Annotated in this window: 25 protein-coding genes; 7 read left to right on the plus strand and 18 right to left on the minus strand. The window is 71.8% G+C overall.

The window, feature by feature from the left end; genetic code table 11:
- Window positions 1-756 precede the first annotated feature (756 nt).
- Together CJ226_RS12545 and CJ226_RS12550 are read right to left on the minus strand one after the other, a co-directional pair.
- The gene (locus CJ226_RS12545) at window positions 757-1,611 is read right to left on the minus strand and encodes an alpha/beta fold hydrolase (RefSeq protein ID WP_102209372.1); all 855 of its coding nucleotides are present in this window, start codon (window positions 1,609-1,611) and stop codon (window positions 757-759) included.
- Between the two features lie 9 nt (window positions 1,612-1,620).
- Window positions 1,621-2,379, minus strand: a complete 759-nt coding sequence (locus CJ226_RS12550; protein WP_102209373.1) for a copper homeostasis protein CutC — start codon at window positions 2,377-2,379, stop codon at window positions 1,621-1,623.
- 71 nt (window positions 2,380-2,450) lie between these two features.
- Between CJ226_RS12550 and CJ226_RS12555 the strand changes: the two genes are divergently transcribed.
- Genes CJ226_RS12555 through CJ226_RS12565 form a run of 3 tightly spaced genes read left to right on the plus strand, consistent with a single transcriptional unit; the run spans window position 2,451 to window position 4,573 of the window.
- Window positions 2,451-2,891, plus strand: a complete 441-nt coding sequence (locus tag CJ226_RS12555; protein ID WP_102209374.1) for a MarR family winged helix-turn-helix transcriptional regulator — start codon at window positions 2,451-2,453, stop codon at window positions 2,889-2,891.
- A 5-nt stretch (window positions 2,892-2,896) separates the two neighbouring features.
- Window positions 2,897-4,228, plus strand: a complete 1,332-nt coding sequence (locus CJ226_RS12560) for an MFS transporter (RefSeq protein ID WP_102209515.1) — start codon at window positions 2,897-2,899, stop codon at window positions 4,226-4,228.
- A gap of 60 nt (window positions 4,229-4,288) precedes the next feature.
- The gene (locus CJ226_RS12565) at window positions 4,289-4,573 is read left to right on the plus strand and encodes a hypothetical protein (protein WP_025105431.1); all 285 of its coding nucleotides are present in this window, start codon (window positions 4,289-4,291) and stop codon (window positions 4,571-4,573) included.
- A 90-nt stretch (window positions 4,574-4,663) separates the two neighbouring features.
- On the opposite strand, the gene rocD is transcribed toward CJ226_RS12565, so the two are convergent.
- The 7 genes from rocD to CJ226_RS12600 form a co-directional block, all read right to left on the minus strand.
- Window positions 4,664-5,995 (minus strand): ornithine--oxo-acid transaminase, encoded by a 1,332-nt coding sequence (gene rocD / locus CJ226_RS12570; protein WP_102209375.1) that lies wholly within the window; start codon window positions 5,993-5,995, stop codon window positions 4,664-4,666.
- Window positions 5,992-6,870 (minus strand): dimethylargininase, encoded by an 879-nt coding sequence (gene ddaH / locus CJ226_RS12575; protein WP_060922634.1) that lies wholly within the window; start codon window positions 6,868-6,870, stop codon window positions 5,992-5,994. Before ddaH ends, rocD begins: the two co-directional genes overlap by 4 nt.
- A gap of 163 nt (window positions 6,871-7,033) precedes the next feature.
- Window positions 7,034-8,032, minus strand: a complete 999-nt coding sequence (locus tag CJ226_RS12580; RefSeq protein WP_102209376.1) for an NAD(P)-dependent alcohol dehydrogenase — start codon at window positions 8,030-8,032, stop codon at window positions 7,034-7,036.
- Window positions 8,029-8,259, minus strand: a complete 231-nt coding sequence (locus CJ226_RS12585; RefSeq protein ID WP_060922632.1) for a helix-turn-helix transcriptional regulator — start codon at window positions 8,257-8,259, stop codon at window positions 8,029-8,031. Before CJ226_RS12585 ends, CJ226_RS12580 begins: the two co-directional genes overlap by 4 nt.
- Complete coding sequence (locus CJ226_RS12590; protein WP_062636978.1) at window positions 8,259-8,693, minus strand: hypothetical protein; 435 nt, start codon at window positions 8,691-8,693, stop codon at window positions 8,259-8,261. The genes CJ226_RS12585 and CJ226_RS12590 overlap by 1 nt, the downstream gene beginning before the upstream one ends.
- A gap of 713 nt (window positions 8,694-9,406) precedes the next feature.
- The gene (locus CJ226_RS12595) at window positions 9,407-13,081 is read right to left on the minus strand and encodes a bifunctional proline dehydrogenase/L-glutamate gamma-semialdehyde dehydrogenase (RefSeq protein WP_102209377.1); all 3,675 of its coding nucleotides are present in this window, start codon (window positions 13,079-13,081) and stop codon (window positions 9,407-9,409) included.
- A gap of 64 nt (window positions 13,082-13,145) precedes the next feature.
- Window positions 13,146-13,706, minus strand: coding sequence for an acyl-CoA thioesterase (locus CJ226_RS12600; RefSeq protein WP_102209378.1), 561 nt, complete (start codon window positions 13,704-13,706; stop codon window positions 13,146-13,148).
- 130 nt (window positions 13,707-13,836) lie between these two features.
- Here CJ226_RS12600 and CJ226_RS12605 point away from each other — a divergent pair, with 130 nt between their 5' ends.
- Window positions 13,837-14,346, plus strand: a complete 510-nt coding sequence (locus CJ226_RS12605) for a GNAT family N-acetyltransferase (protein WP_025105423.1) — start codon at window positions 13,837-13,839, stop codon at window positions 14,344-14,346.
- A 52-nt stretch (window positions 14,347-14,398) separates the two neighbouring features.
- Here CJ226_RS12605 and CJ226_RS12610 read toward each other — a convergent pair whose 3' ends face one another.
- Genes CJ226_RS12610 through CJ226_RS12630 form a run of 5 tightly spaced genes read right to left on the minus strand, consistent with a single transcriptional unit; the run spans window position 14,399 to window position 19,442 of the window.
- Entirely contained in the window at window positions 14,399-15,550 is a 1,152-nt protein-coding gene (locus CJ226_RS12610; RefSeq protein WP_062636984.1) for an acetyl-CoA C-acetyltransferase, read from the minus strand.
- A gap of 13 nt (window positions 15,551-15,563) precedes the next feature.
- A complete protein-coding gene (locus CJ226_RS12615; protein ID WP_102209379.1) occupies window positions 15,564-16,037 on the minus strand; it encodes an ASCH domain-containing protein in 474 nt (157 codons plus the stop codon).
- 3 nt (window positions 16,038-16,040) lie between these two features.
- Window positions 16,041-17,690, minus strand: a complete 1,650-nt coding sequence (locus CJ226_RS12620) for a cytochrome b/b6 domain-containing protein (protein ID WP_102209380.1) — start codon at window positions 17,688-17,690, stop codon at window positions 16,041-16,043.
- A 2-nt stretch (window positions 17,691-17,692) separates the two neighbouring features.
- Window positions 17,693-18,664 carry an electron transfer flavoprotein subunit alpha/FixB family protein gene (locus tag CJ226_RS12625; protein WP_102209381.1) on the minus strand — a complete coding sequence of 324 codons (972 nt, stop codon included), beginning with the start codon at window positions 18,662-18,664 and terminating at the stop codon, window positions 17,693-17,695.
- 1 nt (window position 18,665) lies between these two features.
- The gene (locus tag CJ226_RS12630) at window positions 18,666-19,442 is read right to left on the minus strand and encodes an electron transfer flavoprotein subunit beta/FixA family protein (RefSeq protein ID WP_102209382.1); all 777 of its coding nucleotides are present in this window, start codon (window positions 19,440-19,442) and stop codon (window positions 18,666-18,668) included.
- Between the two features lie 175 nt (window positions 19,443-19,617).
- Between CJ226_RS12630 and CJ226_RS12635 the strand changes: the two genes are divergently transcribed.
- The 3 genes from CJ226_RS12635 to CJ226_RS12645 are packed head-to-tail and all read left to right on the plus strand — an operon-like array spanning window position 19,618 to window position 21,064.
- Window positions 19,618-20,154, plus strand: a complete 537-nt coding sequence (locus CJ226_RS12635) for a MarR family winged helix-turn-helix transcriptional regulator (protein ID WP_102209383.1) — start codon at window positions 19,618-19,620, stop codon at window positions 20,152-20,154.
- Window positions 20,154-20,624, plus strand: a complete 471-nt coding sequence (locus tag CJ226_RS12640; protein WP_102209384.1) for an SRPBCC family protein — start codon at window positions 20,154-20,156, stop codon at window positions 20,622-20,624. The genes CJ226_RS12635 and CJ226_RS12640 overlap by 1 nt, the downstream gene beginning before the upstream one ends.
- Window positions 20,621-21,064, plus strand: coding sequence for a YdeI/OmpD-associated family protein (locus tag CJ226_RS12645; RefSeq protein WP_102209385.1), 444 nt, complete (start codon window positions 20,621-20,623; stop codon window positions 21,062-21,064). The genes CJ226_RS12640 and CJ226_RS12645 overlap by 4 nt, the downstream gene beginning before the upstream one ends.
- Before the next feature lie 14 nt (window positions 21,065-21,078).
- On the opposite strand, the gene CJ226_RS12650 is transcribed toward CJ226_RS12645, so the two are convergent.
- The 4 genes from CJ226_RS12650 to CJ226_RS12665 form a co-directional block, all read right to left on the minus strand.
- The gene (locus tag CJ226_RS12650) at window positions 21,079-21,855 is read right to left on the minus strand and encodes an enoyl-CoA hydratase (RefSeq protein WP_102209386.1); all 777 of its coding nucleotides are present in this window, start codon (window positions 21,853-21,855) and stop codon (window positions 21,079-21,081) included.
- A gap of 102 nt (window positions 21,856-21,957) precedes the next feature.
- Complete coding sequence (gene mmsB / locus CJ226_RS12655; RefSeq protein ID WP_102209387.1) at window positions 21,958-22,836, minus strand: 3-hydroxyisobutyrate dehydrogenase; 879 nt, start codon at window positions 22,834-22,836, stop codon at window positions 21,958-21,960.
- On the minus strand, window positions 22,833-24,014 hold the full coding sequence (locus tag CJ226_RS12660; protein ID WP_102209388.1) for an acyl-CoA dehydrogenase family protein: 1,182 nt from the start codon (window positions 24,012-24,014) through the stop codon (window positions 22,833-22,835). The genes mmsB and CJ226_RS12660 overlap by 4 nt, the downstream gene beginning before the upstream one ends.
- A gap of 41 nt (window positions 24,015-24,055) precedes the next feature.
- Window positions 24,056-25,555 (minus strand): CoA-acylating methylmalonate-semialdehyde dehydrogenase, encoded by a 1,500-nt coding sequence (locus CJ226_RS12665; RefSeq protein WP_102209389.1) that lies wholly within the window; start codon window positions 25,553-25,555, stop codon window positions 24,056-24,058.
- Window positions 25,556-25,576: the final 21 nt, after the last annotated feature.

Raw genomic sequence — 25,576 nt, forward strand, 5'->3', positions numbered from 1 at the left:
CCCGCCACCCCATCCCGCGCCCGTTCCTGGTCCCGCCACCCGGGCACGCCCGCCGCACACCTCCCGCGCAGGATCAAAACCGTCCCCTGACACCGCGCTCCACGCCCCTTCCTGATCCCGCACCCGGGCACCCCCACCACACACCTCCCTCGGGATCGAAACCGCACCCGCCATCCCGTCCCCCAGCCCGTTTGTGATCCCGCCATCTCGCCCCAGAGCCCGTTTCTGATCCCGCCACCGTGCGGTCCTCCGGCACGCGCACGCTCCGAAGTCACCACCACCGCCCCGATCAGCGGCGCGGCCACCGGCGTACCCGCTCACCGCGTGTGTTCGAAAACGCTCTCCCGCCGCCCACCCCGGGTCCGAAAGTGATCCCGCGGGGCCGGAGGAAGGCACGAGCGTACTCCCGGAGGGGGTGAGGCGCCCGTGATCCCGACGATGAGCGCGAGCGCCAACGCACCCGCTCACCGCGCGTGTTCGAAAACGCTCTTTCGCAGCCCGCCCCAGGCGCGAAAGTGATCCCGCGGGATGGCCGGCGGCGCGAACGTGATCCCAACACGTCGCCGCGGACGCCGCCTCGTCGACGCCCCACACTCGTCGCGAGCGCAAGAACGCGCCTCTGGGACGTGTTCCGGGCACCAAAGTGATCTCGCGTGGCGGACGGGAGGGGCGAAAGTGATCCCGGACGGACCTGGCCGGGACCGAACCGGAACCGAACCGGGGCCGGACGGAACGGGTCGGCCGGGGCGGCGGGGGTCAGCGGGTGGGGATGTGGGCGTCGAGCCACGCGAGGACATCGGCGCGCACCTCGTCCTGCTGGAGCTCCTGGAAGATCTCGTGCCGGGCGTCGGGGTAGACGAGGGTCGTGACGTCGGTGAGCCCGGAGCGCCGGCGGTAGGCGTCGGCGAGCTTGTGGACGCTGCGGGGACCGCCGACCGGATCGTCACGGCCGACGAGGAGCAGCACCGGAATGTCGCGCGCGAGGTGCTTCGCCGGACGCCCGTACAGCCGCGCCGCGTCGAGCAGGCCGAAGAGCTTGAGCAGCGGCACTCCCGTCGTGAGCGGATCCTCCTCGAAGGCCTTCCACACCGCGGGGTCCCGGCTCAGCCACTCGTATCCGGTCGCGTCGTCGGCGGCCCACGCGGCGTTCAGCGGCGCCGGGTTCAGGGAGCGGGGCGTGCGCAGCGCTGAGCCGGACAGGATGACCGCATCGAAGGCCTCCGCGTGCTCGTTCACCAGCATCTGCGCGAGGAACGACCCCCAGGAGTGTCCGAGGAGCACGAGCGGGAGGTCGGGGTTCTCGTCACGGATGATGCCGGTCAACTGCCAGACCGCATCCTTGGCCGCCCGGAGACCCCCCGGACCGAGCCGTCCGAGCCGGGCGGGGTCGCCGTGCTGACGCATCCCGGTGCGCCCGTGCCCGCGGTGGTCGTCGGCGTAGACGGTGAACCCGGCTCCGGTGAGCGCGGCGATCAGCGCCGGATACCGTCCCGCGTGCTCGCCCACCCCGTGCAGGAGCTGGACGACGCCCCGGGGCGTCCCCTCCGCCGGGTGGACGTCGTAGACGATGGCGATGCCGTGGCCGTCGGTGTACTCGCGGGTCTCGGTCATGATCCTGCCTTACCGGTCGGTCTCCGCGAGCGCGTCGCGGATGGCGTCGCGGATGGCGAAGGCGATGTCGCGATCCGTCACCTCGTAGCCGCCGACCCCGTCGGAGGCGGAGCCCATGCGCACGCCGCCGTCCTCGGTCACGGCTCGCTTCGCGGAGAAGTGGAGGGCGTCCACCCCGGCCCGGGCGAGCACCGGAGCGCTCGCGACGTCGACGCCGCTGCCGGCCATCACCTCGATCTGCCCCTCGGCGGCGGCGACGAGCGCGCGCAGGGTGTCGATGCCATCGATCGCGGCGGATGCCCCTCCGGAGGTGAGCACGCGCCGGAGTCCGAGCTCCCTCGCGGCCCGCAGGGTCGCCACCGGGTCGGCGGTCACGTCGATCGCGCGGTGCAGGGTCGCCGGAGCTCCCCCGGCCGCATCCCGCAGCCGGGCCATGGCGTCGCGATCCAGTCGGCCTTCGACGTCGAGCGCGCCGATCACCACTCCCACGGCCCCCGCTGCGACCGCGTGCCGCACGTCGCGTTCGGCGACGGCCAGCTCGTCGGCGCTGTAGTGGAAGCCGCCGGCGCGCGGACGGATGAGGACGTGCACCTCGGGGCCGTTCGCCCCCGCGGCTTCGAGCGCGAGCTCCAGGGTGGCCGGCGACGGGGTGAGCCCACCCAGCGCGAGGGCCGTGGCGAGTTCGACGCGAGCGGCGCCGACCTCGGCGGCGATGCGCACTCCGGCGGGATCCTGGACGGCGATTTCGAGAGCGATCGTTCGGGTCACCCCTCCATTGTGCCCGCTGGCCTCGGCTCCCCCGGCCCCCGGGGCAGAAATATTAGATAGACTAACTAAGTATGTCTGCGTCCGATGATTCCCTGCACCTCACCGCCACAGACCTCCGCATGGCCACGTTCCGGCTCGCCCGCCGGCTCCGCTGCGCCCGTGCCGCCGACATGATGAGCGACACCCAGCTCGCCGTCCTCGCCGACCTCCGCATGAACGGTCGGCGCACGATCTCCACCCTCGCCGAGCGCGAGCGCGTGGCCGCGCCCTCGATGACGAGCATCGTGAACGGCCTGGAGGAGCAGGGCTATGTCGCCCGCACCCCCGACGAGGACGACCGCCGCCGCGTGCAGGTGGACATCACCCCCGCCGGCCTCGAGATCGTCGTCGAGACCATCCGCCGCCGCGACGTGCTGCTGGCCGACATGCTCCGCGAGGTCGACTACACCGAGGCGGAGCTGGCGACGCTGCGAGAAGCGAGCGCCCTGATGCGGAGGGTGGTGGAGCGATGAGCGCCATGTTCCGTTCCTTCGCGAACATCAACTACCGGATCTGGTTCGCCGGAGCCCTCGTGTCGAACGTCGGCGGGTGGATGCAGGCCACCGCGCAGGACTGGGTCGTGCTGACCGAGCTCACCGACAACGACGCGACGGCGATGGGCGTCACCATGGCGCTGCAGTTCGGCCCTCCCCTGGTGCTCGTGAGCCTGACCGGCTGGGTCGCGGATCGCTTCGACCGGCGGAAGATCCTCCTGACCACGCAGACCGCGCTCCTCGCCCTCGCGATCGCCGTGGGCTCCCTGCTGCTCGCCGGGGTGATGACCCTGCCGATGATGCTCACCTTCGCCCTCGGCTTCGGCATCGTCAACGCCTTCGACGCCCCCGCGCGGCAGGCCTTCGTGTCGGACATGGTGTCCGCCACGGAGACCTCCAACGCCGTGGCGCTCAACTCCGCCTCCTTCAACCTCGCCCGCATGATCGGCCCCGCGGTCGGCGGTCTGCTCATCGTCGCGATCGGCTCCGGCTGGGTGTTCATCGTCAACGCCGCGACGTTCCTCGCCATGATCGTCGCGCTGCTGCTCATGCGCACGCACCTGCTCGCACCGCGGCCCAAGAACCGCAACCGCGGCGGCCTCGCCGAGGGATTCCTGTACGTCTGGGCGCGCAGCGACCTCAAGGTCGTGTTCGTGACGGTGTTTCTCATCGGCGCGTTCGGCATGAACTTCCCGATCTTCGCCTCGACCATGGCGCTGGAGTTCGGAGCCGGCGCTGACGGGTACGGGGTGCTGAGCTCGGTGCTCGCGATCGGGTCCCTGATCGGCGCCCTCCTCGCCGCGCGTCGCGACCGGGCGAGGGTGCGCGTGGTGATCCTCGCGGCGGGCGGCTTCGGGATCGCGGCCTTCGTCTCGGCCGCGATGCCCACCTACCTCTCCTATGCAGTCACGCTCACGTTCACCGGCTTCATGATCGTGACGCTGCTGACGACGGCCAACGGCTACGTGCAGATCACGACGGACCCGGCACTGCGCGGCCGCGTGCTCGCCCTCTACATGGCCGTCATCATGGGGTCGACTCCGGTCGGGGCGCCGATCGCCGGCTGGGTCGCCGACGCGTTCGGTCCTCGTGCCGCCATCATGCTCGGCGGGACCGCCGGTTTCATCGCGTGCGCGATCGGGGTGACCTGGGTGCTCACGTCCGGGCGTCTGCGCCGTGAGGAGAGCAGCCGCTTCCGGCTGACGCTCGACGAGACCCGGCCGCTGCGGGTCGTGCAGGCGGTCGAGCCGGTCGACTACACGGAGAAGGCGGCGGCGACCACGCCCATCCGGCTGCCGCGACGCGACGGCGAGTGAGCTGCGAAGGCGTTTGTCAACGCCTTCCTCATCGCGGCCCGACGGTCGTAGCGTCGGGTCATGGACGAGAACATGAGCACCCCGCACCCGCAGGATCCGGCCGAAGGCGCTCCCGGCGTCGACGTCCCTGACGAGAACTCCGGCCAGGGCGACGGCACCGGCGGCGCGATCCAGGGCGACAGCTCTCGCGGCGAGTCGACCGGCGGCGCCATCCAGGGCAGTTCCGGCCCCGGCCACGACGCTCCGCTGGGCGGCGACGAGAACACCGAGGACGAGCTCGCGGCCGACAACGCCGCCGAGGAGGACACCCTCCGCACGCTCGACCCGGACTCCCCGCCGGCTTGAGCCGCCGACCCACCCCTTTCGAGACGAGCCACCCCCTTGCGAACGTTCGCAAGGGGGTGGCTCGTGCAGAAGGGGGTGGGTCGGCCGCGGTCAGGCGTCGAGTACCACCGTGAGCTGCTCGACGGCCCAGTCGAGCTCGGCGGCCCGGATGACGAGCGGCGGGGCGATGCGGATGGTCTGCCCGTGCGTGTCCTTCACGAGCACACCGCGGTCGAGCAGCTTCTCCGCGATCTCGCGGCCGGTGCCGATGGCGGGGTCGATGTCGACGCCCGCCCACAGCCCGGCGATGCGCACGCCCGTGACACCGTGGCCGATCAGCGGCTGCAGCGCCTGCTCGAGGTGCGCGCCGAGCGCCCGCGCTCGCTCCTGGAACTCGCCCGTCTGCAGCATCTCCACCACGCGGAGACCGACGGCCGCCGCGAGCGGGTTGCCGCCGAACGTGGAGCCGTGCTCGCCGGGGCGGATCACGCCGAGCACATCCGTGTTCCCCACCACGGCCGAGACCGGCAGGATGCCGCCGCCGAGCGCCTTGCCCAGCAGGTACAGGTCCGGAACGACGCCCTCACGGTCGCACGCGAACGTCTCGCCGACCCGACCGAGCCCGGCCTGGATCTCGTCGGCGATGAACAGCACGTTCTTCTCGTCGCAGATCTCGCGGATGCGGCGGAGGTACCCCTCCGGCGGGATCACGACCCCAGCCTCGCCCTGGATCGGCTCCACGAGCACGCCCGCCGTGTCCTCCGTGATGGCCGCGGCGATCGCCTCCGGGTCGCCGAACGGCACACGGTCGAAGCCCGGCGTGTACGGGCCGAAGTCGTCGTGCGCGGTCTCGTCGTCGCTGAAGCTCACGATCGTCGTCGTGCGCCCGTGGAAGTTGCCCTTCGCCACGACGATCCGCGCCTTCCCCTCGGGGATGCCCTTCACGCGGTAACCCCAGGCCCTGGCGACTTTGATGCCGGTCTCGACGGCCTCGGCGCCCGTGTTCATCGGCAGCACGAGCTCCTTGCCGCAGAGCTCGGCGAGCGCCGCGGCGAACGGCTCCAGGGTGTCGCTCTGGAACGCCCGGCTGACGAGCGTGACCCGACCGAGCTGCTCGGTCAGTGCCGCGACGAGCGCGGGGTGCCGGTGCCCGAAGTTGACCGCGGAGTACGCCGCGAGCAGGTCGAGGTACCGCTTGCCCTCGACATCGGTGACCCACACCCCCTCGCCGCGCGCGATCATCACCGGCAGCGGATGGTAGTTGTGCGCGACGTGCGGCTCGGCGACCGCGCTGGGTCCCTGAGCCTGTCGAAGGGTCGCTGCGTCCGTTCCCTGGGTCGCTGCGTCCGTTCCCTGGGTCGCTGCGTCCGTTCCCTGGGTCGCTGCGTCCGCCGCCTGGGTCGCTGAGCTCGTCGAAGCGTCCGCCGTCTGCTCGATCGTCACTTCGCACCCCGCAGCTCGAGCGTGCAGCACTTGATGCCGCCGCCGCCGAGCAGGAGCTCGGACAGGTCGACGGTGATCGGGTTGTAGCCGCGCTCGCGGAGCTGCTGCTCGAAGCCCTTCGCCCGCGGCGAGATGATGACGTTGTAGCCGTCGCTCGAGGAGTTCAGGCCGAACACCGCGCCGTCCTCGTCCGAGACGAGGATCGCGTCCGGGAAGCGCTTCTCCAGCTCGGCACGGCTGGCGTCGTCGAAGGCCCCGGGGAGGTAGGCGATGTTCGCCCGCTCGGGGCCGCCGTTCTCCACGCCCTGCACGGGGTCGAGCACCGCGATCGCGGTGTCGAGGTGGTAGAAGCGGGGGTCGGTGAGGTTCAGCGACACGACCTCGCGGCCGAAGACCTCTCCGACCTCGCGGTGGCTGTCACCCGTGGAGCGGAAGCCCGTGCCGGCCAGGATCACATCGCCCACGAGCAGGAAGTCGCCCTCGCCCTCGTTGACCTCCTTCGGCATCACCGTGTCGTAGCCCGCGGCGCGGAACCAGTCGGCGAAGGCCGGAGCCTCGCCCTGGCGCTCGACGAACCGGAACTCCGGCACATAGGCGCGGCCATCGATGAGGAACCCGCCGTTGGCCGTGTAGACCATGTCCGGGTAGCCGGGGAGCGGATCGATGAGCTCGACCTCGTGGCCGAGCTCGACGTACAGGTCATACAGCTTCTGCCACTGGGCGACCGCGTTGGCGGTATCGGTCGGCCGCGACGGCTCCATCCACGGATTGATGGAGTAGTTCACCGTGAAGTGCTCGGGACGGCACATCAGGTAGTGGCGGCGGTGCGCGGTGCGCGTGGGGGCGGTGGTGACGGCGGTCTCCGGCGTCGACATGGATGCTCCTCGTGTGAACGGGCGCGGCGGACGCTGTCCAGGGGCCCGGCGGTCCTTCGACCCCCTGCTCGGAAGAGGCGGAGGGGAAGATGCGACTCGGGCACGCCGGTGACCATTGTGCCACCGGACCCTGGGCGCCACCAGCATCCGTCCCGTGTCGCGCTCAGCCCTCGCGCTGCGTCACCACGACCTTGCCGACCGTGTGCCCGGCCTCGACGTGTGCCAGCGCCGACACGGCCTCGTCGAACGGATACGCGCGCTCGATCACGGGGACGAGGTGCCCCTCCTCCACGAGCTCGAGCAGCTTCGTGAGGATCTCCGGGCGCGAGGTGGCCGCGAGAGACACCACCCGGGGTCCGCGGAGCGAGAGCACGGCGGCGCGGATCATCCGCGGCACCGGACCGAGCACTCGTCCGCCGTCTCCGGTCACCAGCACCACGCGACCGCCCGGGCGGACGAGCCGCTGCAACTCGCGGATCGGCACACCTCCCGCCACGTCGATGACGGCGTCGAACCGGGAGGAGGGCAGATGCGTGAGCGGAGATGTGCGGTGGTCGAGCGTCCGCACGGCTCCGAGGCGTTCCAGCAGCAGGGCGTTGTGCGCGCCGCACGTCGCCCATACCTCGGCCGCGCGGAGCGCCGCGAGTTGCACGGCGAAGGTGCCCACGCCGCCGGACGCCCCGATCACGAGGACCCGCTGCGCGCGGTGCCGCAGCCCCACTCCGGCGGCATCGAGCGCCTGCCACGCGGTGCCTCCGGCGATCGGCAGGCAGGCCGCCGCCTCGGGTGTCACGTCGGGCGGGACGGGCACGACGCGGTCGGCCGCGATGCGTGCGTGGGAGGCGAGGCCGCCACCGCCCTGCAGCTCCCCCACCACGAGTTCGCCGAGCTCGGCGTTCACCACGTCCGCGCCGACCGCCACGACGGTGCCGGCGACGTCGAGCCCCCGCACCGGGTTCTTCGGTCGGGTGAGCCCGAAGAACGGCCGGACCAGCAGCGGGTCGCCGAGGAGCAGCCGCACGTCGCCGGCGTTGAGGGCGGTGGCCTGCACGCGCAGCACGACCTCGCCCCGATGCGGCTGGGGGACGGGCTGCCGGGTCCGTGTTGTCCCGGCGGCCGGGCCGTACGTCTCGCGGGTCCAGGCGGGCATCGTCTCGGTCATGCGGCACCTCCGGGGTCGGTCGGATACGCGAACAGGTCGTCGATCCCGACCCCGAACGCCCGGGCGATCTGGAACGCGAGCTCGAGTGTCGGCGAGTACTTCTGCTGTTCGATCGCGATGAGGGTCTGCCTGGTGACCCCGATCGTGCGGGCGAGCTCGGCCTGCGTGAGTCCGGCGCGCTCGCGATGGGCGCGGATGGTGTTGGAGACGAGGGTGGGCTTGACCATCAGCGGAGCCCCCGGCGGTACGCGATCGCCCGGGCGACACCGCCGACGACGGCCGCCACGAGGAACCCGGCGAACATGGTGTTCGCGATCCAGAACACGTCGGCGCCGAGACCGCAGAGGACGATGACCCCGAGGCCGGCGATGGTGACGAAGGCCTGCTCCACCCGGGCTCCCATCCGGCCGATGTCCCGGTCGCGGATGTCGGAGCGGCCGACGCCGTCCGGATCGGACATCCCGGCGACGATGCCCCAGAGGACGCTGAGCACGATCGTCCCGACGATGCCCCCGCCGATCGTCCACAGCATCAGCGGGAACCAGTCCGTGGCGGTGAGCGGTCCGCCGCCGGCCTGCTGCAGCAGCAGCACGACGTAGACGACCGCGACGATCGGGCTGACGATGAGCCCGGCCCAGACGTTGCGCTCCTCGTAGACCATGCGAATCTCCTCGTGTCAAAAATTCTTGACACGAGACTACGTCTGCCCGTCGCCCGTGTCAAGAATCTTTTACACCCGTCCCGCCTCTTGTCCCTGTCCCCTCTCCGCAGTCTCTCCCGGGATCACAATCGCACCCCCGCACCGCCTCTCCCGCCCGTTTCCGATCCCGCACGCCGCCCACTCCCCCACACCCCGCGCCGCGGGATCAACAACGCCCCTCCGCAGACCCACGACGGCGCCGTTTCGATCCCGCGTCCCCGGAACCTCCCGTCCCCTCCCCGCAGCACCCCGCCGAGTCCGGCACACCCTCGCAGGCGGGATCGAAAACGCACCCCCATCGATCCGGAGGAGCACCTTTTCGCACCCGTACCGAAGCGGAGCCCGGCCATTCCCGGAAGGCGGGATCGAAAACGCACCCCCGTCGCCCCGGAGCGGCACATTTTTGCACCCGTGTCGTGGAGACGCGTACGCCCCGAGGTGGGATCAGAATCGCACCCGAGCAGCACCGAGGCGGCCCTCTTTCGCACCCGCACCGAAAGCGGCGCGCCGGCCCCGGTCGGGTGGGATCAGAAACGCACCCCAGATGGCGCGGCGAGGCACCTTTTCGCACCCGCAGCGAAACAGTCGAGGCGTGCCCGGCGAGCGGGATCAGAAACGGACCCCTGGCGGGCCCGAGCGGCGCGTTATTGCCTCCGCACCGAAACGGGCGGGGGTCAGATGACGGAGGCGCTCCAGGGGTCGGGGTTTCCGTAGCGGTGGGCGGTGATCGAGACGGACTGCTCGTGCACGAACGGGAGGAGCTCGATGCGGGCCGCCGCCGTCACCTCCGCGTCGTACACCGCGAGGTCCGGGTCACCGCCGGTGGCCACCGCCAGCGCGGAGCGCAGCGCCGCCACCGACTCCCGTCCGCCCACGAGCCGCACGCGCCCATGCCGCGGAAGTACCGGAACACCCGCATCTCCCGAGGCCCCGGACTCCTCGGCCAGCTGCATCCGCTGGAGCCACTCGTCCTCCGTCTCCAGGAACACCACGGCGTCGAGGTCACCCAGAGCATGCCGCACGCCCGCCGGAAGCCCGACCGGAGTGGACACGACGAAGCCTGCCCCCGCGCGCACTCCCGCGATCACGACCCGCAGCAGGTCGTGCAGGGCGGCGTCCTCGATGGCGCGGATCTCCACCGGCACAGGCCGGTACCGGAAGAGGTTGCGCTCGATCTCCAGCCGCGAGACGTCCCGCACCCGACCGAACTCCCGGTCCCAGGCCAACGCGTCCGACAGGGCGGACCGCCGGAGCCACTCGAACGACTCGAACGGGAGGGAGGGCTGCGCCGCCTCGATGAGCCCCGTGATCCGGGAGTCGAGCCCCCGCAGATGGAGGGTGCTCGACGCCGGGGCCCCGTGCTGGGCGCGCCACGACCCGAGTCCGATGAGGTGGTTCGGCCCGCCCGGCTTGGCGCCGGCGCCGACGGAGGAGCGCTTCCACCCGCCGAACGGCTGCCGCTGCACGATCGCCCCGGTGGTGCCGCGGTTGACGTAGAGGTTCCCGGCCTGCACGCGGTCGAGCCAGAAGGAGAGGTCGTCCGGGTCCTGTGTGTGCAGCCCCGCGGTGAGACCGTAGGCGACGGCGTTCTGCAGGTCGACGGCCTTCGCGAGGGTCGGCGCGTGCATGACCCCGAGGACCGGCCCGAAGAACTCCTCGGTGTGGAAGCGGGAACCGGACTGCACGCCGACCCGCACGCCCGGGCGCCAGAGCCGGCCGCTGCCGTCGTCAGCGGGGTCGAGGGCGGGTTCGATGAGCCACCGCTCGTCGCCCTCCAGCTCGGAGAGGGCCCAGGCGAGCTTCCCCTCGGGCTTCTCGATGACCGGGCCCACCTCGGCGAGCGGATCCGAGGGCCAGCCGACGCGCAGCGAGCGGACCGCGTCGGCGAGCTGACGGGCGAAACGCTGCGAGCGCCCCACCGGCCCGACGAGGATCGCGAGCGACGCCGCGGAGCACTTCTGCCCCGCATGCCCGAAGGCGCTCTTCACGAGGTCGGCCACGGCGAGGTCGAGGTCGGCCGAGGGTGTGATGATCATGGCGTTCTTGCCGCTGGTCTCCGCGAGCAGGGGCAGGTCGGGACGCCAGGAGCGGAACAGCGCCGCGGTCTCCCACGACCCGGTGAGGATCACCCGGTCCACCGCCTCGTCCGTGATGAGGGCACGGCCGAGGTCGCCTTCCTCGATGTCGACGAGAGCGAGAGCATCACGGGGCACGCCGCCGTCCCACAGTGCCTCCACGAGCACCGCCGCACACCGCCGCGCCTGCGGGGCGGGCTTCAGGACCACGCCGGAGCCCGCGGCGAGCGCCGCCAGCACGCCACCCGCGGGGATCGCGAGGGGGAAGTTCCACGGCGGCGCGACGACGGTCACGCGGGCGGGGACGAACACGGCGCCGGAGATCGCGTCGAGCTCACGGCAGGTCGCGGCGTAGTACCGGGCGAAGTCGACGGCCTCGCTCACCTCCACGTCGGCTTCGGCGAAGACCTTGCCGGTCTCCGCGGCCGCGACCTCGATCAGCTCCGCACGCCGGGACTCGAGCGCCGCCGCCGCGCGCAGCAGCACCTCGGCCCGTTCGGCTGCAGGGCGCGCACCCCAGGCCGCCGCCGCACCCTGCACACCGCGCACGATGCGGCCGAGGTCGTCGGCGTCGTCGACGCGGGCCGCGTCCAGGACCTCCGTCCCGACCGTCGAGTCCGCGAGCCGTGCGCGGATCCCCGCCGCCCACTCGCGGTTGGCGGGGAGGGCGAGATCCGTATCGGCCGTGTTCGCGAAGCCCGGGGCACCCCCGGTGTCCTCCCCGCGCTCGCGCGCCGCATACACGGCGGTCTCGAGGAAGGCGCCGGTGTCGGCGTCGTCCGAGCCGCGCACGATGCCGAGGACGGCCTTGGTGAGATCGGCCTCCGCGACTGGGCTGACCGGCGCCGGCCGCACGGACTCGTGCACGGGCGCGAGGCGGTCCTGCGCGCGCCGCGGGCCGAGGGCGAGGGCGGGGTCGGCCGCCCGGTCGAGCGCGTCGAGGAAGCGGTCGGCTTCCCGGGCGAAGAGCGTCTCGTCGTCGTGCAGGTGGAACGCCGCGGAGAGGAAGTTCTCGGACGACGCGTTCTCCTCCAGCCGCCGCACGAGGTAGCTGATGGCCACGTCGAACTCCGCGGGCGCCACGACCGGCACGTACAGCAGCACCGGACCCACTTCGCGGGACACCGCCTGCACCTGCCCCTGAGCCATGCCGAGCAGCATCTCGAACTCGACCGCGTCGCGGACGCCCCGCTCCCCGGCCCGCAGCCACGCGTGGGCGATGCCGAAGAGGTTGTGGCCGGCCACGCCGATCCGCACGGCCGACGTGTGCTCGGGCCGCAGCGCCCAGTCGAGGCAGCGCAGGTAGTTCGCGTCGGTGTCGAGCTTGGTGTCGTACGGCGCGGGCGTCCACCCGTGCAGCGTCGCCTCGACGTGCTCCATCGCGAGGTTCGCACCCTTCACGAGGCGCACCTTGATGCGGGCTCCCCCGTGGATCACGCGGTCCTGCGCCCAGGCGGTGAGCTCCTGGAGGGCCGGGAGCGCGTCGGGCAGATAGGCCTGCAGCACGATCCCGGCCTCGAGCCCGATCAGCCGCGGATCCTCCAGGAGCCGTGTGAAGACGGCGATCGTGAGGTCGAGGTCGCGATACTCCTCCATGTCGAGGTTGATGAAGGTGCCGTCCGCTGCCGCCGTCACGTACAGCGGGAGCAGCCGCTCCACGACCCGTTCGACGACCTCGTCGAAGCCCCACATCGAGATGCGGCTGACGATCGCGGAGACCTTGACCGACACGTAGTCGACGTCCGGACGCCGGATGAGCTCGTGGATGCCGTCGAGCCGCCGCTGCGCCTCCGCCTCGCCCAGCACCGCCTCCCCGAGGAGGTTGAGGTTCAGACGCGACCCCGACTCCCGCAGCTTCTCGATCGCGGGTCCGAGCTTCGCGGGCCGCGCGTCCACCACGAGGTGCCCCACCATCTCGCGCAGCGCCCGCCGCGCGAGGGGGACGACCGGTGTCGGCAGCACCGGGGCGACGCCGCCGCCGAGCCGCACGGCGGAGCGCAGGTACCACGGCAGGAACTCCGGCACGATGGGCGCGATCCGGCGCAGCTGGGCGGCCGCGGCGGTCAGGCTCTCCGGGCGCATCACGCCGTCGACGAAACCGAGGGTGAACGGCAGACCGTTGGCGTCGCGCAGGACCCCGGCGAGGCGTTCCGCGGCGGGGTCGACGTCGGCCGCGGCCGCCTCGATCACCCAGCGGCGCGCGAGTTCGACGGCCTGATCGGCGAGGGATGCGGATGCCCCCGCCTCCGCGGAGGATGACGACGACTCTGCCATGTGACCACCCTAGGTCTCGGGTCGCGGAATCCCGGGGTGCCCGACCGTGCGGGCCGGAGTCGGGTCAGTTCCAGATGCTGGGGGCGGGGGTACGTACGGGAGGCAGGGCGGACGCGGCCGCCCAGTCGTGCACCCACGCGTCGATCTCGGGAACCCCGTCGGGCTTGCCCACCGCGGCGAAGAGCTCCTCGTTGCTGACCGTGCCGCCGGAGCGTCGCAGCACGCGGGCCCGCACGATGGCCCGGGCGTAGACCTCGCCGCCGACCACGGCGCGATGCTCCAGGAAGAGGGCCTTCTCGTCGTGCCCGATGAACCGGGACTGCACCTCGAACCGCTGCCAGAGCTGGAGCGACTTGCGGAACGTGATCGTCTCGCTCGACACGACCGCGTACCAGCCCTGGTCCTTCATCACATCGAACAACCCCGTGCGGATGAGGTGGTCCCAGCGACCGAGGTCGAACAGCGACAGATAGCGGCCGTTGTTCATGTGGCGGAGGATGTCGAGGTCGGTCGGCAGGGTGGTCACGGTGACGGTGCCGACGGCGGTGGGGTCGAGGGTCTTCCCCTGCCGCACGCGGCGACGCGCACCGAGGATCACGAGGAGGGTCCGCCAGATCACATTCACGAGGACTGATCGTAGCCATCCGCGCACGACGGTCGAACTTCGTTGTCCGATTCCTCCATGCCGTCGGAGTGCCTCTCGGGGGCCGTCGTCCCGATTTCCGATTTCCGCGGACCCGCCGTAGAGTCACCGCATGAGCGCCGAAGCCCAGCCCGAAGTCATCGTCCGTCCGGTCCGTGATGTGGATGCGGAAGCCCTCGGTCGCGTGCATGCGCAGTGCTGGCACGAGACCTACGATCACCTCATCAGCAAGGCGGCGCTGGAGAAGGTCTCCCCCCGCCGGATGGCCGAGCTCTGGACGCACTGGGCGGCGCAGGGTCCCGACTTCAAGATGAACGCGGCGCTCGTCGACGGCGAGATCGTCGGCTTCGTCGGCTCGGGGCCGGCCCGCGACAAGGACGCCCCGGCGTTCCGCGAGCTGTACTTCATCTACCTGCTCGACGCGTACCACTCGACCGGCATCGGGCAGAAGCTCTTCGATGCGGCCGTCGAGAAGGACGAGCCGCTCTACCTCTGGGTCGCCGAGGACAACCCCCGCGCGCACCGCTTCTACACGCGCAACGGATTCCACCTCGACGGCGCCGCGCACACCGAGCCGTTCCTCGGCGAGACGCTCACCGAGGTCCGCTTCGTGCGCCCCTGACCCTCGTCTTCACCGAAAGGGCCGCCCCGCGAGGCGGCCCTTTCGTCTGCACTCAGAGGCGTTCGATGATCGTGACGTTCGCGACGCCGCCGCCCTCGCACATCGTCTGCAGGCCGTACCGGCCGCCGGTGCGCTCCAGCTCGTTGAGCAGGGTCGCGAGGATGCGGGTGCCGGTCGCGCCGATCGGGTGCCCCAGCGCGATGCCGCCGCCGTTGACGTTGACCTTCTCGTGCGGCGCACCGGTCTCGCGCATCCAGGCGAGCACGACCGAGGCGAACGCCTCGTTGACCTCGAACAGGTCGATGTCCTCGATCCGGAGCCCGGTGCGCTCCAGCGCGTGCCGGGTCGCCGGGATCGGCGCGGTGAGCATGAGTACGGGGTCGTCGCCGCGGACGGAGACGTGGTGGATGCGAGCGCGCGGGGTGAGGCCGTGCTCCTGCACCGCCCGCGCACTGGCGATGAGCACGGCACTCGATGCATCGCTGATCTGCGACGCGACCGCGGCGGTGATCCGTCCGCCGGGCGCGAGCGGCGGCAAGCCGGCCATGCGTTCGAGGGTGGTGTCCCGGCGCACGCCCTCGTCATGGCCGAGCCCGGCGAGCGGCGCGATCTCCGCCGCGAACCGCCCCTCGTCCTGGGCCACGGCCGCCCGGCGGTGGCTCTCCAGCGCGTACCGCTCCATCTCCTCCCGCGAGATGTCCCACCGCTCGGCGATGAGCTCCGCGCCCCGGAACTGCGAGATCTCCTGGTCGCCGTACCGCTCCTGCCATCCGGGCGACTCGGCGTACGGCGTCGTGAAGCCGTACTCCCGGCCGACGGTCGCGGCGGCCGTGAGCGGGATCCGCGACATGTTCTGCAGCCCGCCGGCGATCACGAGGTCGCCGGTGCCGCTGAGCACCGCCTGCGCGGCGAAGTGCACGGCCTGCTGACTGGATCCGCACTGGCGGTCGATCGTCACGCCGGGCACGTGCTCCGGGAAGCCGGCGACGAGCAGCGCGGTGCGCGCGACGTTCCCGGCCTGCCCGCCGATCGCATCGATGGCTCCGAGGATCACGTCGTCCACGGCGCCGGGGTCGATGCCGGTCCGGTCGACGAGGGCCCGCAGACTGTGCGCGCCGAGGTCGGCGGGGTGGATCTCCGCGAGAGCGCCGCCACGGCGTCCGACCGGCGAACGGACCGCGTCGACGATGTAGGCCTCTGCCATGATCTCCCTCTTCTCAGTCCTCCGTGCCGGCCGGCAGGAGCAGCCGGAAGCGTTCGCACAGCACGGGCATGTCGGGTTCATAGCCGCGCGGGTTCTCGGAGTGGGTGCGCCAGTAGCGCTCGTGCACCTCGCGCCAGTGTGTGAGCGTGCGATCCCCCTCCCCCTCGGCGAAGGCGTGCGCCTCGTCGACCTCGTCGAACGGCACGATGTCGATCGCCGTGGTCTCGATCACGGCGCGCGGGGCGCCGGTTCCGTCGAGGATGATGCTGAGTTCGCCGACGGTCGGCAGCGGATCCCCCGTCTCCTCGTAGTCCCAGACGGAGGACGCGGTGCCCACCTTGATGCCGCGGAGCACGAGCTCCAGGAGCTCGTCGGCGTGCTCCGGCGTCGCACCGAAACCCCACGCCTCGGGAAGGGCCTCGGGCAGGTGCGGCAGCGCGATGCGGGCGTCGCGCCAGTACTCCTCGATGGCGGTGCGGTCGGTCATGGATCAGCGCCCCGAGACCTTGCCGAAGACCTTCGCGATCGGCGCGAGCACGAGCGGCCGCGCCGCGACCCACGCGATCGCGATCACGACGAGCGAGGCGATGAACACCCAGAACCCCGTCCACGTCGCGGCATCCTGCGCGGCGAACATGTGATTGAGGTTGCGCAGGAAGCCGGTCAGCATCACGAGCGCGACGTGCGCGATGATGAACGCCACGAAGTAGAGCATCACCGGGAAGTGCAGGGCGCGCGCCCATTCCACCGGGTACGCCTTCGACAGGCGCTCCGCCTTCTTGGGCCAGAGCCCCGACATGCGGAACCCGGTGACGGCGGCGAGCGGTGCCGCGAGGAAGACGGTGACGAAGTAGGCGAGCTGCTGCAGGCTGTTGTAGTTGTTCCAGCCGTTCTCGTGCGGCCAGTCGAACGAGATGTACTGCAGCGCCGCCGACAGCGCGTTCGGGAAGACCTCCCAGCTCGTCGGCACGATCCGCACCCAGTGCCCCGTGGCGAACAGCAGCACCACGAAGATCACGCCGTTCAGCAGCCACAGGATGTCGAGCGCCTGATGGAACCAGAGGTTCAGGCTGATCTTGCCCTTCGGGTTGTTCTGCGGCGTCCAGAACACGCTCGGACGCTTCTCCGTGCGCACCTGCAGCCCCGAGCGGATGATCAGCACGATCAGGAACATGTTGAAGAAGTGCGCCCAGTTGACCCACGGCGCGAAGCCGGGCTCGACCGGGATCGGCGGCTCGTACTCGCCCGGGAAGGCGGCCAGGAAGTCCTGCATGAAGGGGAGGCTCAGCAGCGTGCGGACGAGGGCCACGGCCGCGGCCGCGAGCACACCGAGAGCGGCGGCGCCGAACAGCGCCGCGATCGCCTGGGTCCAGGTCGGACGCCGGCGAGCGGTCGGGGTGGTCGAGGCGGCGGCCGGAAGGTGTCGGGGGGCACGACCGTTCCAGACCGTGCGGGTCCAGGGCAGCGGCGTGCTGATGTCGGCGGCCGGGGCGAGCGCGGTGCCGGGGACCGCGGGCTCCGCCGCCGCGGGTGCCGCGGCCGGAGCCGGAGTCTCCGCGATCGCGGGGGCGTCCGCCGCTGCGGCCGAGGAGGTGTCGGTGGTCGCACGAGCGGGCACGGTCCCGGCGGGCGGCCAGGGCTCGCCGCCCGGGACACGCGGCAGTCCGCGGCGGATGCTGGGGGCTCCGGCGGGCGTCGCGGCAGCGGGGGTCGCGGCAGCGGGCGTCGCGGCAGCGGGCGTCGCGGCAGCGGACGTGGCGGCGGCAGCCGGCTCGGCAGCGGGAGCGTCGGACGCCGTGACCGCAACATGTGACGTCTCGGCCGGCACCGCGGCGACGGCCGACACCGCCGTCGCGGCCTCGGCCGGCGGCCACGGCTCGCCGCCCGGGACGCGCGGGAGGCCGCGACGGAGAGTCAGGCGCGGGGCGGCGTCCTCCGGCAGAGAGGGGGTTGCGACAGCGGTCTCGACCTCGGGGGCCCCGCGCTCGACGCGCTCCGCCGGCGCCGACACCGGAGCCTCGACGGCGGCCACCTCGGCGACCTCGACCGCATCGACGGTCTCGACCGTCACCTCGGCGGGCGGCCACGGCTCGCCGCCCGGCACCCGCGGAAGCCCGCGGCGCAGCACCCGCGTCGCCATGGCTACTTCTTCCGCGCCTCGAGCGCGGCGATCACCTGCGGCACGATCGTGAACACATCGCCGACGATGCCGAAGTCGGCGACGTCGAAGATCGGCGCCTCCGGGTCCTTGTTGATCGCCACGATGTTCTTCGACGTCTGCATGCCGGCGCGGTGCTGGATCGCGCCGGAGATCCCGAGCGCGACGTAGAGCTGCGGCGACACCGAGACCCCGGTCTGCCCGACCTGGTGGGACTGCGGGATGTAGCCCGCGTCGACGGCGGCACGCGAGGCGCCGACCGCGGCCCCGAGGGCGTCGGCGAGCTCCTCCACGAGCACGAACTTCTCCTTCGAGGCGAGACCCCGGCCGCCCGACACGACGCGGGTCGCTCCGCGCAGCTCGGGCCGGGAAGAGGTGGCCTCGACCGTCTCGACGGGGCCCGCCGTCGCGGCGACCGCTCCGGACGGAGTGACCGCGAGCTGCTCGACCTGCGGGGAGGCGACCGCCTCGGCCCTGGCGTCCACCGCGCCCTGGCGCAGCGTGACGACGAGCGTGCCGTACGTCGCCGCGGCGTCGACGAGATACGCCCCGCCATAGACCGAGTGGTGGGCGACGATGCCCTCGTCGTCGCGGGAGACCCCGACCGCGTCCACGGCGAGCGCGCTCTTCGTCCGCACCGCGAACCGGCCGGCGACATCGCGTCCGGAGATCGAGTTCGAGATGAGGACGGCCGCGGGCTGCACCTGCGCGGCGGCGGCCTGCAGCGCGTCGACGATCGGGACGGTCAGCGCGGACCGGTCGCCGTCGGCCGTGAGCACGATCGCGGCTCCGGCCTCCGCGGCCGTGGCGACCGCCGCCTCGGAACCGCCGACGATCACCGCGACCGGTGTGCCGATGCCTGCCGCCGCGCCGAGGAGTCCGGCGGTGCTGCTGGCGAGTGCACCGGACGGGTCGACGTCGAGGAGCACGAGGATCGGGTTCTCGGGGTACGCCATGTCACACCAGCCTGTTCTGCACGAGGAACTCGACGAGCTTCTCGGCGGCATCGCCCTCGTCGGTGATCTTGACCCCGGCCGCCCGCGGAGGCTTCTCGGAGACCGCGGTCATGATGGTGCGCGGAGCGAGTGCCGGGTCGGCCGACACGTCGAGGTCGGCGAGGGACAGCACCTCCAGCGGCTTCTTCTTCGCCGCCATGATGCCCTTGAAGTTCGGGAACCGGGCGTCCGGGAGCGCCTCGGTGATGGAGATCACGGCGGGGAGCGGCGCGGTCACCTGCTGGTTGCCCGCGTCGGCGCCGCGGGTGCCGGAGACTCCCTCGGCCGTGATCTCGACCGCGGTGAGGGCGGTGGCCTGCGCCCAGCCGAGGTGTTCGGCGAGCATCGCGGGGAGGACGCCGCCGGCGCCGTCGGTGGACAGGTTGCCGGTGATGACGAGGTCGGGGGCGCCGCGGCGGATCGCGGCGGCGAGCACCTCGGCGGTGAGGCCCAGGTCGGCGCCGACGAGCTGCTCGTCGACGATGTGGATCGCAGAGGCGGCACCGATCGCGAGGGCCCGCCGCACGGATGCGGTCGCGCTCTCGGGCGCCATCGTGAGGGCCACGACCTCGGTGCCCTCGTTCTTGTCGGCGTGGGCCAGGGCGACCTCGAGGGCCCGCTCCGTGATCTCGTCGAGGACCACATCCCCGGCCCCGCGTTCGGCGAGTCCGGTCTCGAGATTCAACGTGCGATCGCCATAGGTGTCCGGTACCTCTTTGACCAGGACGAAGATCTTCATCGAATGCTCCTCACGACACGCTGAGTCTATCCGCACGCTCTTCTATGTAGCCAAAGGCGGAGGGATCCGCAGGTGGTACCCCCGATTTCGGCCGCCAATGTATACATAGTCGACAGTCGGGCCCCGCGGCTCGCCGCTGACGGCCGGGGGCGGACTCCCCCGGTACCGTAGAGACGTGGTCCGACCCCGCCCGCTTCCCGTCGACCCGCTCGCCGAGGCGAAGCGGCAGTGGATCGCGCACGGCTGGACCGAGGCCGCGGACGGCATGACCGTGGTCACCTCGGTGATGCGCGCTCAGCAGCTCCTCCTGGCCCGCGTCGACGCGGCCCTCAAGCCCTTCGCCCTGAGCTTCGCCCGCTACGAGGTGCTGCGTCTGCTCGCTTTCAGCCGTGCCGGACGCCTGCCGTTGTCGAGCGTCGTCGCGCGCCTGCAGGTCCACGCCACCACCATCACGAGCACCGCCGAGCGGCTCATGCGCGACGGCCTCGTCGTCCGCGAACCGCACCCGCACGACGGGCGCGCCGCGATGCTCGCCCTCACCGCGGCCGGCCGCGATCTCGTCGAGCGCGCCACGACCGCCCTTAACGCCGACGTCTTCGCCGACCCCGGCATGAGCGAGGCCGACGCCGCCGAGCTCGTCGCCATCGTCGCCCGTCTGCGCCGCGACGCCGGCGACTTCATCGACCCGCGCCCCCTCCCCGAACCGCTCTGATGCCCCGGTTCGAGCTCGAGACCGTGATCGCGGCACCCCGCTCCGTCGTCTTCGCCGCGGCACTGGACCCGGAGCTGCATCTGCAGTCCATGGCGCGCTACGACGAGACGATGATCGAGGAGCCCGCGGGCGGTGCGTTCACCGAGGGGTCCACGGTCACCTGGCGCGCGCGGCACTTCGGCATCCCGTTCCGCCTGCGTTCGGTGGTGTTCGACATCGTCGCGCCGCATCGGTTCACCGACCGACAGATCGCCGGGCCGTTCCGCGAGCTGCGGCACGAGCATGTGTTCGAGGAGCACCCGCGCGGCACACTCATGCGCGACACGATCGTGTTCCGGTCACCCTTCGGGCCCCTCGGCCGCGTCGTCGACGCCCTCGTGCTCGGCCGCTACATGGAACGGCTGATCGCCGAACGCAACTCCGCTCTCGTCGCCGCGATCGAGGACGGCGGGCGTACTCTTCCTGCATGAGCGAACTGCGCGTGCACACCGTCCTCACCGGTCGCGGCCCCGCCGCGGCGATCCTCCTCACCGACGAGCAGGTGGCGTCCTTCGACGCCGGCAAGGCCTTCCCGGTCGCGGTCACGATCGGCGGGCGCACCGCGCGCCTGCGCCTGGCCCGCATGGGCGGCGAGAACATGATCGGTCTCAGCAAGGCCGCCCGCGCAGACCTCGGGGTCGAGATCGATCAGGAGGTGGACGCCGTGATCCGGCTCGACACCGCGGAACGCACGGTCGAGGTGCCGCCGGCGCTGGCCGCCGCCCTCGACGCCGATCCGGCCGTGCGCGCGGCCTTCGACGCCCTCTCCCCGTCGGCGCGCAAGGAGCACGCCAGGGCGGTCGCCGAGGCCAAGCAGGAGGCGACGCGCGAGCGCCGGATCGCGAAGATCGTGGAGTCCCTGCGCGGCTGACCTGTCCCCCGCGGTCAGCGGTTCTGGAAGTCCGGCGTGCGCTTCTCGCGGAAGGCCGCCATCCCCTCCTTCTGATCGTGCGTGTCGAACAGCGCCGCGAACGCCTGCTTCTCGTGGGCGAGGCCCTCGGACAGCGCCGTCTCCATGGCGGCATCGAGCGCGGCCTTGGCGGCGTAGACCGACGGCAGCGACTTCGACGCGATCGTCTCGGCAAGGGTGGTCGCCTCGGACAGGAGATCCCCCGCGGGGACGACACGGGACACGAGTCCGGAGCGCTCGGCCTCCTCGGCGCCCATGAAGCGGCCGGACAGCACGAGCTCCGCCGCCTTGTAGTACCCCACCGCGCGGATGAGCCGCTGGGTGCCGCCCATGCCCGGGATCACTCCGAGGTTGATCTCGGGCTGTCCGAACTTCGCGGTGTCCGCGGCGAGGATGATGTCGCACATCATCGCCAGCTCGCAGCCGCCGCCGAGCGCGAACCCGGAGACCGCCGCGATGACCGGGGTGCGCACGGCCGCGAAGTCGTGCCAGACGCCGAAGTGGTCGGTCTCGAGCATCTCCACCGCGGACATGCCCTCCATCTCCTTGATGTCGGCGCCGGCCGCGAAGGCCTTCTCGGAGCCGGTCACGACGATGGCTCCGACACCATCATCCGCATCGAAGGCCTGCGCGGCGGCGGTGACCTCCTCGGCGAGCCGGCTGTTCAGCGCGTTGAGCGCCTCCGGACGGTGGAGGGTGATCCAGCCCACGCGTCCGCGCTGCTCCACCAGGATCGTCTCGTACTCGGTCATCGCTCCCGCCTTCCTGTCGTCATCCACCCTCCCCTTCGAATCGCCCGATTTGCTGCATTTCGGCCGGATTTGCGACCATTCAGGCGATTCGAAAGCGGGAGGTCAGCCGCGGATCTCCGTGATGATGCCGGAGAAGTCGCGGGCGGCGCCGTCGCCGGCGGCATAGGCGGCGTACAGCTCCTGCGCCAGACGGCCCATCCGTGCGTCCGTCGAGGTCTGCTCGATGGCCTGCAGCGCGAGACCGAGGTCCTTCGCCATGAGGGCTCCCGCGAACCCCGGCTGGTAGTCCCGGTTCGCGGGGCTGGTGGGCACCGGACCGGGCACGGGGCAGTTCGTGGTGAGCGCCCAGCACTGCCCCGACGCCTGGGACACCACGTCGAACAGGGCCTGATGCTCGAGTCCCAACCGCTCGCCCAGCACGAAGGCCTCGGCGACGGCGATCTGCGACACCGCGAGCACCATGTTGTTGCAGACCTTCGCCGCCTGTCCGAGCCCCGGTCCGCCGCAGTGCACGATGCGCTTCCCCATGATCTCCAGCAGCGGCAGCGCCGCCGCGAAGTCGTCGTCGGAACCCCCGACCATGAACGCCAGGGTCCCGGCCTCCGCCCCGACCACACCTCCGGAGACCGGAGCGTCGATGTGCCGGTGGCCGGCGGCGAGCGCGAGCGCATGGGCGGCCCGCGCCTCGTCCACCGCGATGGTCGACGATTCGATGAACAGCGTCCCGGGGCGCGCGGCCGCCAGCAGCTCCGTGCGGTAGGCCTCGATGACGTGCTTTCCCGCCGGGAACATCGTCACCACGACCTCCGCGTTCGCCACCGCTTCCGCGCCGCTCGCCGCCACGGGGATCCCGGCCGCCCGCGCCGCCTCGATGGCCGCGGGCACGAGGTCGAAGCCGTGCACCTCGTGTCCGGCGGCGACGAGGTTCTTCGCCATCGGCAACCCCATGTGTCCGAGCCCGAGGAAGGCGACGCGGGTCATGATGCGCTCCGCATCGACGTCGACCCCGCGGGTCGCAGCATCTCCCGGCCGACGATCAGGCGCATGATCTCGTTCGTCCCCTCGAGGATCTGGTGCACCCGGAGGTCGCGGACGATCTTCTCGATGCCGTAGTCCTGCAGGTAGCCGTAGCCGCCGTGCAGCTGGAGGGCGCGGTTGGCCACCTCGAAGCCGGCGTCGGTCGCGAAGCGCTTGGCCATCGCGCAGCGCATCGTCGCATCCGGAGCCTTCCCGTCGACGGCCTCCGCGCCGTCGCGCACCATCAGCCGCGCGGCCTGCAGGTCGGTGCGCATGTCGGCGATCGCGAAGAGGATCGACTGCTTCTCCGCCAGCGGCTCCCCGAACGCGACGCGCTCATGCACGTACTGCACGGCCTTGTCGAGCGCGGCCTGCGCTCCCCCGAGAGAGCACGCCGCGATGTTGAGGCGTCCGCCGTTGAGCGCCGACATCGCGATCGCAAAGCCGCGCCCCTCGTCGCCGAGCATCGCGGCCGCCGGCACCCGCACGCCGTCCATGATCACGGGCCGGGTGGGCTGCGCGTGCCACCCCATCTTCTTCTCCGGAGCACCGAAGCTCAGGTTCTCCGCGTCGCCGGGGACCAGGAAGGCGCTGATCCCGCGGGCTCCCGGCTCGCCGGTCCGCGCCATGACGACGTACACCGCGGCCTCACCGGCTCCGGAGATGAACTGCTTCACCCCGGTCAGCACGTACTCGTCGCCCTCGCGGACGGCACTGGTCGCGATGTTCGCCGCGTCGGATCCGGCCCCCGGCTCGGTGAGGCAGTAGCCGCCGAACTCCTGCATGGCGGTCAGCGACGGCAGCCAGCGCGACCGCTGCTCGTCGTCGCCGTAGGTGTCGATCATCCAGACCACCATGTTGTGGATGGAGATGTAGGCGGCCACCGCGGGGTCGGCCTTGGCGAGCTCCTCGAAGATGGCGACGGTGTCGACGCGGGTGAGGCCCGTGCCGCCGAACTCCTCGCTCACGTAGATCCCGCCGAGGCCGAGCTCGCCGCCGCGCTGCAGCGACTCCCGCGGGAACAGGTGCTTCTCGTCGCGTTCGGCCGCGAACGGGGCGAGCTCCGCGTCGGCGAATTCCCGCACGGCATCGAGGATCGCCTCGCGCTCCTCATCGGTGGTGGTGACGGTGGTCATGGTCATCGCGTGTCCTCTAGATCTGGGTCCCTGAGCCTGTCGAAGGGTCAATGCATGGTGGGGATGACGAAGCTGGCGCCCTCGCGGATCCCCGACGGCCAGCGGCTCGTCACGGTCTTGGTCTTCGTGTAGAAGCGGAAGGCGTCGGCGCCGTGCTGGTTCAGGTCGCCGAAGCCGCTGCGCTTCCAGCCGCCGAACGTGTAGTAGGCGATCGGCACCGGGATGGGCACGTTCACGCCCACCATCCCGACCTCCACCCGAGCGGCGAAGTCGCGGGCGGCGTCACCGTCGCGCGTGAAGATGGCGACGCCGTTGCCGTACTCGTGCTCGGAGGCCATGCGCAGCGCCTCCTCGTAGTCGGCGGCGCGGGCGATCACGAGCACCGGGCCGAAGATCTCCTCGCGGTAGATCGCCATGTCGGTCGTGACGTGATCGAACAGGGTCGGTCCGAGGTAGAAGCCCTCCTCGTGCCCGTCGACCGTGAAGCCGCGGCCGTCGGCGAGCAGCGTCGCGCCCTCGTCGATCCCCTGCTGGATGTAGCCCTCGACCCGCTCGACCGCTGCGCGGGTGACCAGGGGTCCGTAGTCGACGTCTGCTGCGAGGGACGGTCCGACCCGCAGCTGCGCGACGCGTTCGGTGAGCTTGGCCGCGAGGGCGTCTGCCGTCTCCTCGCCGACCGGCACGGCGACCGAGATGGCCATGCACCGCTCCCCTGCGGAGCCGTAGCCGGCGCCGATGAGGGCGTCGACGGCCTGGTCGAGGTCGGCGTCGGGCATCACGATCATGTGGTTCTTCGCGCCGCCGAAGCACTGCGCGCGCTTGCCGTGGGCGGCCGCGGTGGCGTAGATGTACTCGGCGATGGGCGTGGAGCCGACGAAGCCGACCGCGCGGATCCGGTCGTCGGTGAGCAGCGTGTCGACCGCCTCCTTGTCACCGTGCACCACGTTGAGGACGCCGGCCGGCAGCCCCGCTTCGAGGAAGAGCTCGGCGAGGCGCACCGGCACCGAGGGGTCGCGCTCACTGGGCTTGAGCACCACCACGTTGCCGGCGGCGAGCGCGGGACCCGCCTTCCACAGCGGGATCATGGCGGGGAAGTTGAACGGCGTGATCGCCGCGACGACCCCGAGCGGCTGCCGCATCGAGTACACGTCGATGCCCGCCCCGGCCCCGGTGGAGTACTCGCCCTTGAGCAGGTGCGGGGCCCCGGCGGAGAACTCGATCACCTCGAGCCCTCGCTGGATGTCGCCCCTGGCGTCGTCGACGGTCTTGCCGTGCTCGCTCGCGAGGAGTTCGGCGAGCGAGGCCATCTCCTGCTGCACGAGGTCGAGGAACCGCAGGAGGACGCGGGCGCGCTTCTGCGGGTTGGTCGCCGCCCACGCGGCATGAGCCTGCTCGGCGTTCGCGATGACGCGGCGCACCTCCTCCGCGGACGCGAGCGGCACCCGGGCCTGCACGGCTCCGGTGCTCGGGTCGAAGACGTCGGCGAAGCGGCCGTCTTCCGGGGTGACATGCGTTCCGCCCACGAAGTGCGGGATAGTACGGGTCATTGTGCGACATCCCTCCGTGCC

The sequence above is a fragment of the Microbacterium sp. UMB0228 genome (assembly GCF_002871415.1).
Classification (GTDB): Bacteria; Actinomycetota; Actinomycetes; order Actinomycetales; family Microbacteriaceae; genus Microbacterium.

Bases quoted from the DNA above. Each gene is read 5' to 3' on its own strand.
- CJ226_RS12650 (WP_102209386.1), bottom strand. From the start codon at position 21,855: ATGACCGAGTACGAGACGATCCTGGTGGAGCAGCGCGGACGCGTGGGC.
- CJ226_RS12585 (WP_060922632.1), bottom strand. From the start codon at position 8,259: ATGGTCAAGCCCACCCTCGTCTCCAACACCATCCGCGCCCATCGCGAG.
- CJ226_RS12620 (WP_102209380.1), bottom strand. From the start codon at position 17,690: ATGGCGACGCGGGTGCTGCGCCGCGGGCTTCCGCGGGTGCCGGGCGGC.
- CJ226_RS12610 (WP_062636984.1), bottom strand. From the start codon at position 15,550: ATGGCAGAGGCCTACATCGTCGACGCGGTCCGTTCGCCGGTCGGACGC.
- CJ226_RS12605 (WP_025105423.1), top strand. From the start codon at position 13,837: ATGAGCGCCGAAGCCCAGCCCGAAGTCATCGTCCGTCCGGTCCGTGAT.
- CJ226_RS12565 (WP_025105431.1), top strand. From the start codon at position 4,289: ATGGACGAGAACATGAGCACCCCGCACCCGCAGGATCCGGCCGAAGGC.
- CJ226_RS12545 (WP_102209372.1), bottom strand. From the start codon at position 1,611: ATGACCGAGACCCGCGAGTACACCGACGGCCACGGCATCGCCATCGTC.
- CJ226_RS12595 (WP_102209377.1), bottom strand. From the start codon at position 13,081: ATGGCAGAGTCGTCGTCATCCTCCGCGGAGGCGGGGGCATCCGCATCC.
- CJ226_RS12645 (WP_102209385.1), top strand. From the start codon at position 20,621: ATGAGCGAACTGCGCGTGCACACCGTCCTCACCGGTCGCGGCCCCGCC.
- CJ226_RS12580 (WP_102209376.1), bottom strand. From the start codon at position 8,032: ATGACCGAGACGATGCCCGCCTGGACCCGCGAGACGTACGGCCCGGCC.
- CJ226_RS12665 (WP_102209389.1), bottom strand. From the start codon at position 25,555: ATGACCCGTACTATCCCGCACTTCGTGGGCGGAACGCATGTCACCCCG.
- mmsB (WP_102209387.1), bottom strand. From the start codon at position 22,836: ATGACCCGCGTCGCCTTCCTCGGGCTCGGACACATGGGGTTGCCGATG.
- CJ226_RS12560 (WP_102209515.1), top strand. From the start codon at position 2,897: ATGTTCCGTTCCTTCGCGAACATCAACTACCGGATCTGGTTCGCCGGA.
- CJ226_RS12590 (WP_062636978.1), bottom strand. From the start codon at position 8,693: ATGGTCTACGAGGAGCGCAACGTCTGGGCCGGGCTCATCGTCAGCCCG.
- CJ226_RS12660 (WP_102209388.1), bottom strand. From the start codon at position 24,014: ATGACCATGACCACCGTCACCACCACCGATGAGGAGCGCGAGGCGATC.
- ddaH (WP_060922634.1), bottom strand. From the start codon at position 6,870: ATGTCGACGCCGGAGACCGCCGTCACCACCGCCCCCACGCGCACCGCG.
- CJ226_RS12615 (WP_102209379.1), bottom strand. From the start codon at position 16,037: ATGACCGACCGCACCGCCATCGAGGAGTACTGGCGCGACGCCCGCATC.
- CJ226_RS12640 (WP_102209384.1), top strand. From the start codon at position 20,154: ATGCCCCGGTTCGAGCTCGAGACCGTGATCGCGGCACCCCGCTCCGTC.
- CJ226_RS12630 (WP_102209382.1), bottom strand. From the start codon at position 19,442: ATGAAGATCTTCGTCCTGGTCAAAGAGGTACCGGACACCTATGGCGAT.
- CJ226_RS12625 (WP_102209381.1), bottom strand. From the start codon at position 18,664: ATGGCGTACCCCGAGAACCCGATCCTCGTGCTCCTCGACGTCGACCCG.
- CJ226_RS12555 (WP_102209374.1), top strand. From the start codon at position 2,451: ATGTCTGCGTCCGATGATTCCCTGCACCTCACCGCCACAGACCTCCGC.